The organism is Lysobacter antibioticus, from assembly GCF_000731095.1.
GTDB classification, from domain to species: Bacteria; Pseudomonadota; Gammaproteobacteria; order Xanthomonadales; family Xanthomonadaceae; genus Lysobacter; species Lysobacter antibioticus_B.
The window spans coordinates 45,501-58,905 of record NZ_JMTZ01000009.1 but is presented as its reverse complement, the minus strand read 5'-3'; the positions used below and the strand labels follow the sequence as shown (position 1 = coordinate 58,905).

Below are 13,405 nucleotides of genomic sequence, written 5' to 3'. Positions count from 1 at the left end.
CCGTCGCCAGTGCCGCTTCAACGTCCGGCGGATTTCCCGGAATCCCCACCCACCGTCATCGTCTCTTCGATCCAGCCTACGTAGTTCCCCAACCGCACGCCGTAACTGGTCTCGCCGTATCGCCCCGGGCGCAGTTCGGTGCCCTCCACCAGGCCACGCTTCCACGCCGTTACGCCTGCGACCTGCCATTGCTTGTCCACCGCGACCAGGATCGGCCCGCCGCTGTCCCCGCTACCGGCCGAGGCCTCCAGGGGCAGCGCCTTCGGCGGTGCGTCGAAGGTGTAGCCGATCCAGCGGGTTTCCTCGATGCCGATCCGGTTGTAGCCCTGGCGCAGGGCGGTCCGGTTCGGTCCATGCAGCGAATGGCCCTTCGAACCCGTCCCCGTGGCGCCGCGCCCCATGATCCGAATGACCTTGCCCAATGCCGAGCCGCGGTAGATGTCCGCGGGCGCGACATCGCGCACCGGCTCGGCAAGTTCGATCAAGGCGATGTCGTCGGAGGTGGCGGCGAACGCGAAGAAGGCCTCCCAATCGCCCGATTTCAACGCGGCGTCGATCATCGCCTGAGGCGGCTGCTTACAACCCGGATGGACGACGATGCGGCGTACCGCACGCGGCGTGCCGCCGACGACCACCTCATCGACAGCGTGCTGCCAGGCGACGGCGTGGGCGGCGGTAACGACCCACTGCGGCGCGATGAGCACCCCATGGCCCTCGCCAGGCATGTCCGCCAGCGCCGGGAACTCGGAGACCGCCATCCGATAGCGCAAATCCGGGACATCGTCGCGAACGACGATCGCGTCGGCACCGAACGATGCCAGGACAAGCAGCAGGGCGGCAGCACGCATGCGCAACATCCATTGTCGGAAAGCGCCATTGTCGGGCCCGCGGCGCGACCTTGGCTATATGCCCGTCCTGGGACATTCGGTCGCAGCCCGCCCCTATAGGCGCGGCGCAAGCCGCGACCGTGGGCTTTCCAGTGAGCGCCGCAAGCAGGGATCCCGGGTCGCGGCTCACGCCGCTCCTACAGCCAGCGAGCCGGCGTAATCGTGTATTCGTTCGCGGCGGTGTCGGTTATGCGACGATTCCGCCGCTGGCGCCATCCAGTCAGGGATACATGCACGCCTGGGAGGGCAAATGCTGCGATCGATCATCCTCATGTCGGCCATCGCCGCCGTCGGCCTGTGCGGTTCCGCTGCCCGCGCGGCCGAAACCGCCGCGTCCTACGCGCTGCCCGCCATCGTCGCCGACGATGCGAAGCGCCTGGACGCCGCCATGCCGTCGCTGGCCCGGCAACTGCTCGCCGACTATCGCGACCCCGATCGCAGCCGCGACCTCAACCAACGCTTCCGCCTGCAACTGGTGGCCGGCGACTACGCTGCGGCCGAACGCAGCCTCGACGAACTCGCCGCCACCGCCACCCAGGGCCCGGTGCCGGTGCGGCTCAACCTCGCCCAATACCGGTTGTACGCCCGCGCCAAGGCGCTGCAGGCGGGGCAGGGGTTGAGCTTCGAGCAGGCCCTGCCGCGCGCCTTCGCTGAATCGATCGCGACGATGGACGACCGCAGCGCCGCGGTGGCCATGCGCGTGCTCAACTTCGAGACCGCAGAGCAGCCGCGGCAGCAGCGCGCGATGGCCGATGCCTTGGCGCCGCTGCACAAACAGCCCACGCTGGACCGCAACGCCGCGCTGGCCTTGCTGCGCAGCTACCAGGTCGAACGCAGCTACGCGGCGTTGGCGCCGCAACTGCCGGCGTTGATCGCCGCGGACGACGCGCGCCGTTATCTGATCCAACGCGATGTCGCGGTGACCACGCCCGACGGCGCCACCGTCTGCGCGCTGATCGTGCGCCAACGCAGCGCGCCCGAGCGCTTGCCGACCCTGCTGAACTTCACCATCTACGCCGATCCGGTCCCCACCCTCAACGAAGCGCGCCGCTCGGCCTCGCACGGCTATGCCGGCGTGATCGGCAACAGCCGCGGCAAAGGCTGCAGCCCCGACCGCCCGACGCCCTACGAACACGACGGCGACGATGCCGCGGCGCTGATCGACTGGATCGCCGCGCAACCGTGGAGCGACGGCCGCGTCGGTATGTACGGCGGCAGCTACGAGGGCTTCACCCAATGGGCCACGGCCAAGCGCCGCCCCAAGGCCCTGAAAGCGCTGATGCCCTCGGTGACCGGCGCGCCCGGCCTCGACGTGCCGATGGAAGGCGGCATCTTCTACGGCTTCCAGTACTACTGGCCGTTCTACGTCACCAACAATCGTCAGGTCGACAACGCGCCCCTGCAGGATTACCCGCGCTGGAACCGCATGCACCGTCAGTGGTATCTCAGCGGGCGTCCGTATCGCGAACTGCCGCAGATCGACGGCACGCCCAATCCGCTCTACCTGCGCTGGCTCTCGCACCCGGACTACGACGCCTACTGGCAATCGATGATCCCCTACCGCGACGAATTCGCCGCGTTGGACCTGAAGGTGCTGACCACCACCGGCTACTACGACGGCGCCCAGATCGGCGCGCTGTACTACCTGCGCCAGCACCATCGTTACCGCCCGCAGGCCGAGCACTATCTGGTGATCGGCCCCTACAACCACGTCAGCGGCCAGCGCGGCACCGTCGCCACCGGCACCGAACTGCGCGGCTACACGCTCGACCCGCAAGCGCAGATCGACCTGGGCGAACTGCGCTACCAATGGTTCGATTACGTGTTCAAAGGCGCGCCCAAGCCCGCGCTGCTGGCCGACCGCATCAACTACCAAGTGATGGGCGCCAACGAATGGAAGCACGCGCCCTCGCTGGCGGCGATGGCGCAGCGGCGCCAGCGCTTCTACCTCGGCGCCGCCGGCAGCGACGGCCGCAATGCTTTCGCTGCGCTAGCGCCGGCGGCCGACAGCTATGCCGAACAGACCATCGACCTGCGCGACCGCCGCGACGCCGACCGCATCGTCCCCGGCGGCGGCATCGTCGACCGCGAACTCGACACCGCCGAAAGCCTGGTGTTCGTCAGCGAACCCTTCAAAGAGGCCGAGGAATTCAGCGGCCTGTTCTCCGGCCGGCTGGAAGTCGAAACCAACAAGCGCGACTTCGACTTCAACATCTCGCTGTACGAACAACTGCCCGACCAACGCTATTTCGAACTCTCGCGCTACCAATCGCGCGCCAGCTACGTCGGCGACGTCAGCCGCCGGCAACTGTTGCAACCCGACCATCGCACCGTGCTCGACTTCGAAGCCGGCCGCGCCACCAGCAAGCGCATGCAGCCCGGCAGCCGGCTGGTGGCGGTGGTGAGCGTGCTGCGCAACCCGCAGCAGGAGATCAACTACGGCAGCGGCAAGGCGGTGGCAGGGGAGAGCATCGCCGATGCCGGTGAACCGGTGCGGGTGCGCTGGTACGGCGGCAGTTATCTGGAGATTCCGCTGAGCCGTTGAACGCGACGCACAAGACAACGGACCGCTGTCGCGCGAGCTGGAGTTAGCGGCAGGCGCTTCGCTCGCCGCAACTCGCCGCAAGCGGCTCCGGCCGATGCGACGGCATGCGTCTGCTTTCGGTGATGAGCAGACACCTGCCAAGGCACAGGGCAGGGAGGCATAAGACGCATGGGCGGTCTGTTCGACCTGTCTGAGCCGTCAAACCGCTTGGCGATGCATGCGAGCTCGCGGTGAACCTCTAACGATCCCGGAAGGGCTGTCTAGATAAGCCCTTCGTCCGACAGCTGCGCAAAGAGGCGCGCCCGACAGACCTCCAGGATTTCGTCCGCCAGCGGCGCATCGTCGGGGCAGGACCTCGACAACACCACCGCGCCGATGGTCTGCGCCATCAGGGCGATTCGGCGCGCGCGCGTCTCGCTGTTCGCGTCGTCGACCGGCCGCCCTGTTTGGCGGGCCGGAGCCGCCAGCTGGCGCTCGATACCGGCGGCAAAGGCCGCCTTGACCGATTCCGGCTGACGCGCGGCATCCGCACATAGCGCGGCCAGCGTGCAGCCGTCGCCCGGCTTGTCGCGATGCTCTCGGGAGAGGTAAAGCTCGACGAAGTCCTTCAGATCGACGCCCGCCGCGACGTCCGCGGACTGCGCTAAACCGCAGCTCGCCGCTTCCGCCATCAGATCGGTCTTGGAGCCGAAATGCTTGTAGAAGCCGCCGTGGGTAAAGCCGGCGGCCGCCATCAGGTCCGCTACGCCCACGCCGTCGTAACCCCGTTCCCTGAACAGGGTGGACGCGGTTTCGACGATGCGCGCCCGGTTTGCCTGCGCTTGTGCCTTGGTGACCTTCATTGCCGTGTCTCTGGATGCCCTGCCTGCCAACGGCAGCGGCGCATTTTACCATATTGATGATGTTCATCATCAAACTATTGACATTAAAGATTACAGTCATCATCATTATGACCGTCGTCAGGCAGGGACCGGGAAACGAACGTCATTCCCGGCTCACCTGGCCCGATACGCCCCACCTCCCATGCCCCCCACCAAAATTCCAGAGAAGCGCACCATGACCACACGCCCTGCCGTCCTCATCACCGGTGCCTCCAGCGGCATCGGCGCCGTCTATGCCGAGCGCTTCGCACGGCGCGGCCACAACCTCGTGCTGGTCGCACGCGACAAGGCACGACTGGAAGCGCTGGCAGCTCGCCTGCGCCAGGAAACCGCCGTCGCGGTCGATGTACTGCCGGCCGATCTCACCCAGCACGATGAACTGGCCACCGTCGAAGCGCGCCTGCGCGACGACGCCCGCATCGGCATCCTCATCAACAACGCGGGCATCGCCCAGTCCGGCGGTTTCATCGATCAATCGGCCGACAGCATCGAACGACTGGTGACGTTGAACACGACCGCGCTGACCCGCCTGGCCGTCGCCGCCTCCGCCCGAATGGTCGCTGCAGGCGAAGGCGCGATCGTGAACATCGGCTCGGTAGTCGGCCTGGCGCCGGAGCTCGGCATGGCCGTATACGGCGCGACCAAGGCCTTCGTGCTGTTCCTGTCCCAAGGAATGAGCCTGGAGCTCGCGCCCAAGGGCGTCTACGTGCAAGCGGTTCTGCCTGCCGCCACGCGCACCGAGATATGGGAGCGCGCCGGCATCGACATCAACACGCTGCCCGAGGTGATGGACACGGGCGAACTGGTCGATGCGGCCCTGGTCGGCTTCGATCGCCGCGAGGCCGTCACCATTCCGCCACTGCATGTTGCCGCACGCTGGGACACCCTGGATGCCACGCGTCAGGCCCTGCTCACGGACATCCGGCAGGCACAGGCCGCGGAGCGCTATCGCACCGCCGTCTAAGGCGGTCGTACGGCAAACCGCACCTTGTGTGACCCGGCCAGACTCGACACACGCCCGGCGTCGGGCACGACCTGTCGGAACGCGCCCAACGGGTCGATCGACGTCGGCGGCCTGGCCGGACACCCCACCCAGAGACACGACATGAAAGCCTTCATCATCGACCGGTACAGCAAGCAAGAAACCGGCCGCATCGGCGACATGCCCGAGCCGGACCTGCGCGACGATGATGTCCTGATCCAGGTCCACGCCGCAGGCGTCAACCCGTTGGACTCCAAGATCAGGAGCGGCGAGTTCAAGCTGATTCTTCCCTATCGCTTCCCGCTGATTCTCGGCAACGAAGTCGCCGGTACGGTCGTGCGCGTTGGCGCGCGCGTGCACCAGTTCAAACCGGGCGACGAAGTGTATGCACGCCCCGACGATGATCGCATCGGCGGCTTCGCCGAGTTCATCGCCGTCAAGGCCTCATCGCTGGCGCTCAAGCCCGCCAACCTCAGCATGGTCGAGGCCGCCTCCCTTCCGCTGGTGGCCCTGACGTCCTGGCAGGTGCTGGTCCAAACCGCCAAGCTGAAAAGAGGGCAGAAGGTGCTGATTCACGCCGGTTCCGGCGGCGTGGGCAGCATTGCCATCCAGCTCGCCAAGCACCTGGGCGCCTTCGTCGCCACGACCACGAGTACGGCCAACATCGCCTGGGTGAAGGCCTTGGGCGCGGACGTCGTAATAGATTACAAGCAGCAGGATTTCGCCACCGTGCTTCATGACTACGACGTGGTGCTGAACAGTCTGGGCAACGACGAACTGAACAAATCCCTGCAGGTTCTCAAGCCCGGCGGGCATCTCATTTCCATTTCCGGGCCGCCCACGCCGGCGTTCGCCGCCGCGCGAGGACTGGCCTGGCCGATCAAGCTGGTGTCGCGCCTGTTAAGCCGTGGCATCCGCAACAAGGCCAAGCGGAAGAATGTCGAGTACACCTTCGTTTTCATGCGAGCCGACGGGGCGCAATTGGCTGAGATCGCGCATCTCGTCGAATCGGGCGCGATCCACCCCGTCGTCGACAGGGTGTTCCCGTTCGAAGATACGCACGAGGCTTTGGCCTACGCGGACGGCGGGCGCGCCAAGGGCAAGGTGCTGGTGAAAATCAGGTAGCTCGCGCGCAGATCGACGCGCAGACCTCGGTAGTGTCGGCACTGCCGCCGGATCGGTCAGGGGCTGGTTCCTGACGTCGACGGACCCTCGCTGCCGAGATCGCGATCGAGCAGGCAGTCGATGAACGCGCGGAGTGCGGGAAGAAGGTAACGTCTGCTGGAGTAGTAGAGGTACAAGCCGGGGACCGTCGGCGACCAGTCGCTAAGCACGCGCTTCAAGCGCCCGTCCTGCAGCGCCTGCGCAATGCCGTCGTCGTTGTAGGCATAGAGGATGCCCAGGCCCTGGAGCGCGGCGGGCACGACGATGTCCTGATGGTTGGAAGTCACGGTGCCTTCACCGAAAAATTCGACCGCTTTCCCCTTCTTCTTGAACGCCCACCCTGCAACCTTTCCGCTGCCCGGGAAACGCCAGTTGATGCAGGCGTGATGGCTCAGGTCGGCGGGTGTCTTGGGCTCGCCGCATCTGGCGAGATAGTCGGGCGAAGCCACGGCCAGCAGTTCGATGTCCGGGGTAAGTCGGACCGCGATCATGTCCTTCTGCAGGCGGCCGCCCACGCGGATGCCTGCATCGAATCCTTCGCCCGCGATATCGCTCAGCCCATCGTCGATCACGATGTCGAGCGCTACATCGGGATGCGCCTTGGCGAAACGACCCAGTCGCGGCGCGATCACCTTCTTCGCTGCCATGCTGAGAGTGTTGATCCGCAGGGTCCCCGCGGCACGCGCACTCGTACCCACGGCCTGCGCAACGGCCTCGTCCATGTCGCGGAGCATCGGGGCGATGCGCTCATGCAGTCGGCGGCCCGGCTCGGTCGGCGAGACGCTGCGCGTCGTCCGGTTCAGCAGGCGAACCCCCAAGCGCGATTCCAACTGGCGGACGATCTGGCTGAGGGCGGATCGGGACAGCCCCAAGTGATCGGCGGCCCGGGCGAAGCTGGCCCGGTCGACGACGGCCACGAAGGCCTTGAGTTCCGCAAATTCAGAGCCGCGCATTGTGCACTGATCTCTACATAGCCTGATCAGATAGTAGGTGATTCTCTTATCTATGAGAACGGCTCAACCTTTGCTCCGTGGACCCAACCGGAGCATTGCAATGAACGATCTGAACCTGCCCGAGCCGATCGCGGCCTACTTCCATGCCGACACCCAGGACGCGCAAGCGGTCGCCCGCTGCTTCACCACAGACGGGCTGGTGCGGGACGAGGGCAAGACCCACTCGGGCCTCGCTGCGATAGCAGCGTGGAAGACCGACTCGTCCGCCAAGTACACCTATACCGCCAAGCCCCACACGCTGGAGAAGCAGGAGCGCACCTACATCGTGACGGCACGCGTCGCCGGCAATTTCCCCGGCAGCCCGGTGGACCTGCGCTATGGCTTCACCCTGGAGCGCGGCAAGATCGCCACGCTGGAGATCGCGCCGTGAGCTTCGACCTGCAGTTGGCCGGCAAGCGCGTCCTGGTGACAGGCGGCTCGCGCGGTGTGGGCGCTGCCGTCGTCGAACGGTTGTCCCAGCTCGGCGCACAGATCGTGGCGACTGCGCGCTCGCAGCCGGAGCGGCCCATCGACGATGTGCACTATATGGCGGCCGATCTGGCCACGGCCGAAGGCGCTCGCCGAGCGGCGGAGGCGGCACTGCGCCATCTCGGTGGCGTGGATGCCCTGATCAACGTGGTAGGGGGATCGTCGGCGCCGGCGGGCGGTTTCGCCGCGCTGGACGATGCGGAGTGGGCGAAGGCGCTCGATCTGAATCTGATGTCGGCCGTGCGACTGGATCGCGCCTTGCTGCCCGCGATGATCGCGCAAGGATCGGGTGTGATCCTGCATGTCACCTCGATCCAGCGCACGCTGCCGCTGCCGGACGCCACGACCGCGTATGCCGCTGCCAAGGCGGCGTTGTCGACCTACAGCAAGGCGCTGTCCAAGGAAGTCACGCCGAAGGGCGTGCGCGTGGTTCGTGTCTCGCCGGGCTGGATCGAGACGGAGGCTTCGGTCGCGTTGGTCGAGCGCGTCGCGGCCCATGCGGGCACGGACTACGAAGGCGGCAAGCAGTTGGTCATGAAGGAGCTGGGCGGGATTCCGTTGGGGCGCCCGGCCAAGCCGGGTGAAGTGGCCGACCTTATCGCGTTCCTGGTCTCTCCCCGGGCCGCGTCGATCTCGGGGACGGAATACACGATCGACGGCGGAACCGTGCCGACGGTGTAGCCGCCCGGGCCGGCCGCATCGGTGACGTCCCGGTTCCCGGTTGTTTCGCGAGAGCACGCCTTGCCGCTGACTCGCCCCTCGATCCGGGCAGGTTCCCGTTCGCGGCTGATAAATACGTTCGGTCAAGTTATCAGGACGTTCGGTCACCGATGGCCCGGGCTCGCCCCGCAAAGTAGCCCTGCCGGCCAATGCCGCAGATCGAACTACCACCACCCACCGCCCACCGCCCGAGGCCACGTCCATGCTCAAGCTCATCCCCGCAGTGCTCGCCGCCGCTCTGGCGGCCACCATCTCCCCCGTTGCCCAAGCCCACGATGCCGCAGCCCCCGCAGCCCACGATGGGGCGCAGGTGAAGAATGTCGTTCTGGTGCACGGCGCCTTCGCCGATGGCTCAGGCTGGCGCCCGGTCTACGACGAGCTGACCGCGCGCGGCTATCGCGTGTCGATCGTGCAGAACCCGTTGACCTCGCTCGCCGATGACGTCAAGGCCACACAGCGGGTGCTCGACCGCCAGGACGGCCCCACCATTCTCGTTGGGCATTCCTGGGGCGGCACGGTCATCACCGAAGCCGGCGTCCACGACAAGGTGGCGGGCTTGGTCTATGTCTCCGCGCTCGCGCCGGATGCCGGCGAAACCACCGCGCAGCAATACGCCGGTTTCGCACCCACGCCGGAGTTCGTCATCGAAACCGGCAGCGACGGTTACGGCTTCATCAGCCCCGCCAAGTTCAAGGCAGGTTTCGCCCACGACACCAGCGATGCCGACGCGGCGTTTCTGCGCGACTCGCAGGTGCCGATCAACATGTCGGTGTTCGGGACCAAGCTGACGCAGGCCGCCTGGCGCACGAAGCCCAGCTGGGCCGTGATCGCCACCGATGACAAGGCGTTCGACCAGGCCATGCTCATCCATATGGCCGAGCGCATCGAAGCGCGCATCACCAAGGTCGCCGCCAGCCATGCGGTGTTCATGACCCAGCCCAAAGTGGTCGCCGACACGATCGAGCGCGCGGCAAAGGAAACGGCGCGTTCGACTAAGTAAGCGCCAGCGCAACATGCCCGGCGCCGACACACCGCGTCGCGGCCGGCAGATCGGCCGGACGTGCGGCGAGCACTAGAGGCGGACATCGTCTGGATGTCCGCTTCGGGCCGGAAGCGGACACCGCTTGCACCGCTGCGCCGGCTAATGCTGCATCCGCGGCCCACCCTGAGCCTGTCCGTCCATCCCCTGTGTCTGCTGCGCGCTTTCCCGCAGCGAGCGTTGCTCGGCCGCCTGAGTCTCGCGCATGGCCTGCGCCTGTTCGTAGCGCTCGGACGCAGGGACGGATAGAGCCTGAGCGACCGGCATATGCGCATAGTTGGCCGCCGGGTCGGGAGAGGCGCCGCGCCCGTCCCGGTACACGAACAGCACTTCGCCCGCCGCGTTCTGCGCGGTGGGGCGGTTCAGCGTGACCTTGACGTCGTCGCCAGGGCCGAACCGGTTGGCGACCGCCAGCGAAAGCGCGCTGGCGCTCATGCGCTCGCTCTGCTCGTCCCAGGGTTTGCCGATGCTCTGCTCCAGGCTTCGCACGCTGCCCCGGATCTTCTCCAACAGCGGGTGATCCGGATGGCTGGGGTCGTTGGCGTTGGGCGTGGCAGGGCGCTCCACAGGCGGCACCGGCTTATCCGGCGCGCGGCTGGTATCGATGAAGTCGGGCGGCACGACCACCTGCGCGCCGAGCGCCTGGGCATTGATCCTGATCTCAGGAAAGTCGCGCCCGGGATGCGCGGCCTGTGCGATGGCTTCCTGGCGGTAGATTTCGCTGAAGGCCCAGTCGATGTTGCGGGCGGGGTAGCCGCCGACTTTGTCGTAGAACACTTGTGCCATTGCTTCGACGCTTTTTTCAGCGTCCAACTGCAAATCGGGCTTGATGTGCAAGCCCTGATCCATGGCGTAAGGCGACGGCCCTTGGCTGTTGTTGTCGATGTAGTTGGATGCGCCGCCATCAGCTCGATACACGTCCTCCAACGTCGCCCCAGGTTCCTCGTGCTTTACCTGTGCTGCAATCGTGTTGAACCCCGCGATCTCCGCCCGAGCTTCCCTCTCGCGCGCCCCTTGGTTGTACTCCTTAACCGGACCGGTAAAGTCGTGCGGCGACGGGCCGTTTGCGATTGTTGCGACCTGCTCTCGAAAGCGCTGTTCCATCCGCAAACTCTCGTTGCGGGTTAGCGCGTGGTCTATCTCGTGACCGGCGGTGTAGCGAACGAAGTTGGTGGCTTCCTGAAATTCATCCGGCTGCTTATTCTCCGGAGTGGCGTCGTTCAATTGCTCAGCCGACAGGCGCAAGGTGCGGGTAGCACTGTCGTAACTGCCGTTGAATCTCGGGTCGGTTTCGGCTTCTATCGCGACCAGATGTTCTTTCTCAACGGCGAGCTGAAATTGCGCCCGGAGCCCCGGGGTGCTATCGAGAACGCTGCGAAAAATCTCGCCTGGGTTCGTGTCATTGGTTCGGGCTTGTCGCTCGAACTCAGCCAGCATCGCGTCGAGCTTTTGCCTGGCTTCCAAATCTCCCTGAAGTGTAGCCATGTTCAATCATCCATGAGGGGCGGCGCTTATGAAAACCCTGGTGACACACAATTGCTCGTCATAGAGCTTTGTCTTTCCACGCAGTTCAACGCGTACCGAGACTTTTTCAGTGCGGAAGAACCTGTATTCGGTGCCGAGCCGCGGCGGACGTTGCGACGCTTTAAATCCGGCTGCGGTGAGCGCGGACTGATAGTGCTCCAGACCGACGCACACGGGAGTCATATCGTCATGGTTGTCGCCACTGTGCCCCATGCTGAACAAGACGGAGTGGGGGCTCGTGCCGGGGGCAGGCTTCACCGAGGACAGCGAATAACGCCACGCTCCGGTCAACGCCCCGACGCCTCGGAAGCTGTTGGGGCCTTCCGTGTCTATCCTCATGCTAAGACCGGTGTGCTTCTCGATGTCCCGCACGGACAGGTCACGGGCGTCGTTCACGCTAAGAATCCAGGCCAGGAGCCTGTCGTGGAGTTGTTGCGCGCTAAGTGAGTCGTTGATAGCGGGCGATGCCGATTCCGTCATGGCGGCCTTCTCCTGTGCCGAAGTTGGGCCCGCGGTTGTGGTGGCGCACGCACAGGCAGCGAGCACGCAGACCAGCGGGGCCAGTCTTGTCGCTAGGAGGTGAGAGTCGAGCTTGGGCATTTACGTCTCCATGTGTGCCGCTGTTCCGTGTCCGAACCGCCAGCGCACTCGCGGGCTTATCCTGGAAGAGGGTTGATCAGGGGTCAAGGCGTCGAGCTCCTGCCTTGCTTCTAATTCGTCCTGCGGTACTGCGATGCCCGATCATGCTTGAGGGGCCGCAGCCGTGACGAACACCCTGTAAACACAAAGCTGCTCGTCGATGGGTGTTGTCTTTCCGTGAAGCTCAACGCGCACATAGACCATTCGGTTTCTGAAGATCCGGTATTCCGTGCCCGCCCGTCGAGGAATATCAGACGCTTTGAATCCGGCAGAGACGAGGGCGGATCGATAGTGCTCCAGGCCAACGCACACAGGCGTCATATCGACGTAGTCGTCGCCGGCACGCCCAATCTTGAACAAGACGGCGCGGAGTCTGTGCCCAGGGGTGTTATTAACCGAAGACAGCGAGTAGCGCCAGCCATCAGAGAGTGCCCCGACGCCGCGGAAAATATTGGGAGTTTCCGGATCAAGCCCCAGATGAAGACCAGTGCGCTTCTCGACCTTCCAGCCGGACAGGTCTCGGGCGTCGTTCACACTCAGAATCCAGGCCAGAATCCTGTCGTTGAGTTGTTGCGCGCTAAGCGAGTCGTTGATGGCGGGCGATGCCGATTCCGTCATGGCGGCCTTCCCTTGAACCGAAGTAGGGCCCTCAGCTGTGGCGGTGCACGCACAGCTAGCGAAGACACAGACCAGCGGGGCTAGTGTCGTCGCTAAGAGGTGAGAGTCGAGCTTCGGCATCTACGTCTCCATGTATGCCGCGGGTCAGCGTCCGAATTGCCGGCGCACTCGTGGCTAATCCTGGAAGAGTGGACGTCATGGGTCAAGCAGAAGCGGCGTCGAAGGCACTGAGATATGACCCGTATCTCAGGCGCGCCTTCGCTGAATTGGTTCGCAACCTGCATTACCGCAACTACGAGTATCGCATTTTGTCTGACGGTGGCATCGTCGACCGCGAACTCGACACGCTGATAACCTGGTCTTTGTCAGCGAACCCTTCAATGATGTCGAGTAATTCAGCGGCCTGTTCTTCATCGGCCTGGAAGTCGAAACGAACAAGCGCTACTTTTGGTTCAACATTTCGAACTACGAGAAACTGCCTGACCAGCGATAGTTCGAACTCTCACGTTACCAATCGCGCGCCAGCTACGTTGGCGACCTCAGCCACAGGCAACTGCTGCAACCCGACCGCCGCACCGTTCTGCACTTGGAAGCTGGCCGCACCACCAGTAAGCAGGTGCAGCCCGGCAGCTGGTTGGTGGGTGGTGAGCGTGCTGCATAATCCGCAGCAGGAGATCACCACGGCAGCGGAAAAGCGGTGGCGGGTGAGAGCATCGCGGATGCGGGCGAGGCGCCGCACGTGTGGTGGAATGGCGGCAGCTACCTGAAAATTCCCCTGAGAGGTTAAAACCGGCGAGCGCCGAGTATTGGCAGAGGGCTGAGTTCGGCGGTGCATTACAGCGCCTCAGTCACGGCCGATAGACGTCCGCTATCGGCCAGAAGCAGACATTGGCCCGCGTCCGATCGAACTCGTGAGTCATCTACA

General features: G+C 65.1%; 12 protein-coding genes. 6 read left to right on the top strand and 6 right to left on the bottom strand.

Annotated features, from left to right (window positions below; translation table 11 throughout):
- Positions 1–17: 17 nt before the first annotated feature.
- The gene (locus EX88_RS0102985) at positions 18–848 is read right to left on the bottom strand and encodes a S1 family peptidase (protein WP_051884376.1); all 831 of its coding nucleotides are present in this window, start codon (positions 846–848) and stop codon (positions 18–20) included.
- A 289-nt stretch (positions 849–1,137) separates the two neighbouring features.
- On the opposite strand from EX88_RS0102985, the gene EX88_RS23425 reads away from it, so the two are divergent.
- Positions 1,138–3,432 carry a CocE/NonD family hydrolase gene (locus EX88_RS23425; RefSeq protein ID WP_051884353.1) on the top strand — a complete coding sequence of 765 codons (2,295 nt, stop codon included), beginning with the start codon at positions 1,138–1,140 and terminating at the stop codon, positions 3,430–3,432.
- Positions 3,433–3,692: 260 nt separating this feature from the next.
- Here EX88_RS23425 and EX88_RS0102975 read toward each other — a convergent pair whose 3' ends face one another.
- Complete coding sequence (locus EX88_RS0102975) at positions 3,693–4,274, bottom strand: TetR/AcrR family transcriptional regulator (protein ID WP_031370522.1); 582 nt, start codon at positions 4,272–4,274, stop codon at positions 3,693–3,695.
- A 214-nt stretch (positions 4,275–4,488) separates the two neighbouring features.
- Between EX88_RS0102975 and EX88_RS0102970 the strand changes: the two genes are divergently transcribed.
- Entirely contained in the window at positions 4,489–5,277 is a 789-nt protein-coding gene (locus EX88_RS0102970) for an SDR family NAD(P)-dependent oxidoreductase (RefSeq protein ID WP_031370521.1), read from the top strand.
- A gap of 141 nt (positions 5,278–5,418) precedes the next feature.
- The gene (locus tag EX88_RS0102965; RefSeq protein ID WP_031370520.1) at positions 5,419–6,420 is read left to right on the top strand and encodes an NADP-dependent oxidoreductase; all 1,002 of its coding nucleotides are present in this window, start codon (positions 5,419–5,421) and stop codon (positions 6,418–6,420) included.
- A 56-nt stretch (positions 6,421–6,476) separates the two neighbouring features.
- On the opposite strand, the gene EX88_RS0102960 is transcribed toward EX88_RS0102965, so the two are convergent.
- Positions 6,477–7,412: a LysR family transcriptional regulator gene (locus EX88_RS0102960; protein WP_036147918.1), complete on the bottom strand. Its 936-nt coding sequence runs from the start codon at positions 7,410–7,412 to the stop codon at positions 6,477–6,479.
- 100 nt (positions 7,413–7,512) lie between these two features.
- Here EX88_RS0102960 and EX88_RS0102955 point away from each other — a divergent pair, with 100 nt between their 5' ends.
- The 3 genes from EX88_RS0102955 (at position 7,513) to EX88_RS0102945 (ending at position 9,660) form a co-directional block, all read left to right on the top strand.
- Positions 7,513–7,842 (top strand): nuclear transport factor 2 family protein, encoded by a 330-nt coding sequence (locus EX88_RS0102955; RefSeq protein WP_031370518.1) that lies wholly within the window; start codon positions 7,513–7,515, stop codon positions 7,840–7,842.
- A complete protein-coding gene (locus tag EX88_RS0102950) occupies positions 7,839–8,621 on the top strand; it encodes an SDR family oxidoreductase (protein WP_031370517.1) in 783 nt (260 codons plus the stop codon). The genes EX88_RS0102955 and EX88_RS0102950 overlap by 4 nt, the downstream gene beginning before the upstream one ends.
- A gap of 241 nt (positions 8,622–8,862) precedes the next feature.
- Complete coding sequence (locus EX88_RS0102945) at positions 8,863–9,660, top strand: alpha/beta fold hydrolase (RefSeq protein ID WP_031370516.1); 798 nt, start codon at positions 8,863–8,865, stop codon at positions 9,658–9,660.
- 141 nt (positions 9,661–9,801) lie between these two features.
- Here EX88_RS0102945 and EX88_RS24265 read toward each other — a convergent pair whose 3' ends face one another.
- From EX88_RS24265 to EX88_RS0102925, 3 genes are all read right to left on the bottom strand, one after another.
- Positions 9,802–11,184: an XVIPCD domain-containing protein gene (locus tag EX88_RS24265; RefSeq protein ID WP_152566071.1), complete on the bottom strand. Its 1,383-nt coding sequence runs from the start codon at positions 11,182–11,184 to the stop codon at positions 9,802–9,804.
- Between the two features lie 6 nt (positions 11,185–11,190).
- Entirely contained in the window at positions 11,191–11,823 is a 633-nt protein-coding gene (locus EX88_RS0102930) for a hypothetical protein (RefSeq protein WP_031370514.1), read from the bottom strand.
- Positions 11,824–11,964: 141 nt separating this feature from the next.
- Positions 11,965–12,480: a hypothetical protein gene (locus tag EX88_RS0102925; RefSeq protein WP_031370513.1), complete on the bottom strand. Its 516-nt coding sequence runs from the start codon at positions 12,478–12,480 to the stop codon at positions 11,965–11,967.
- Between the last annotated feature and the right edge of the window lie 925 nt (positions 12,481–13,405).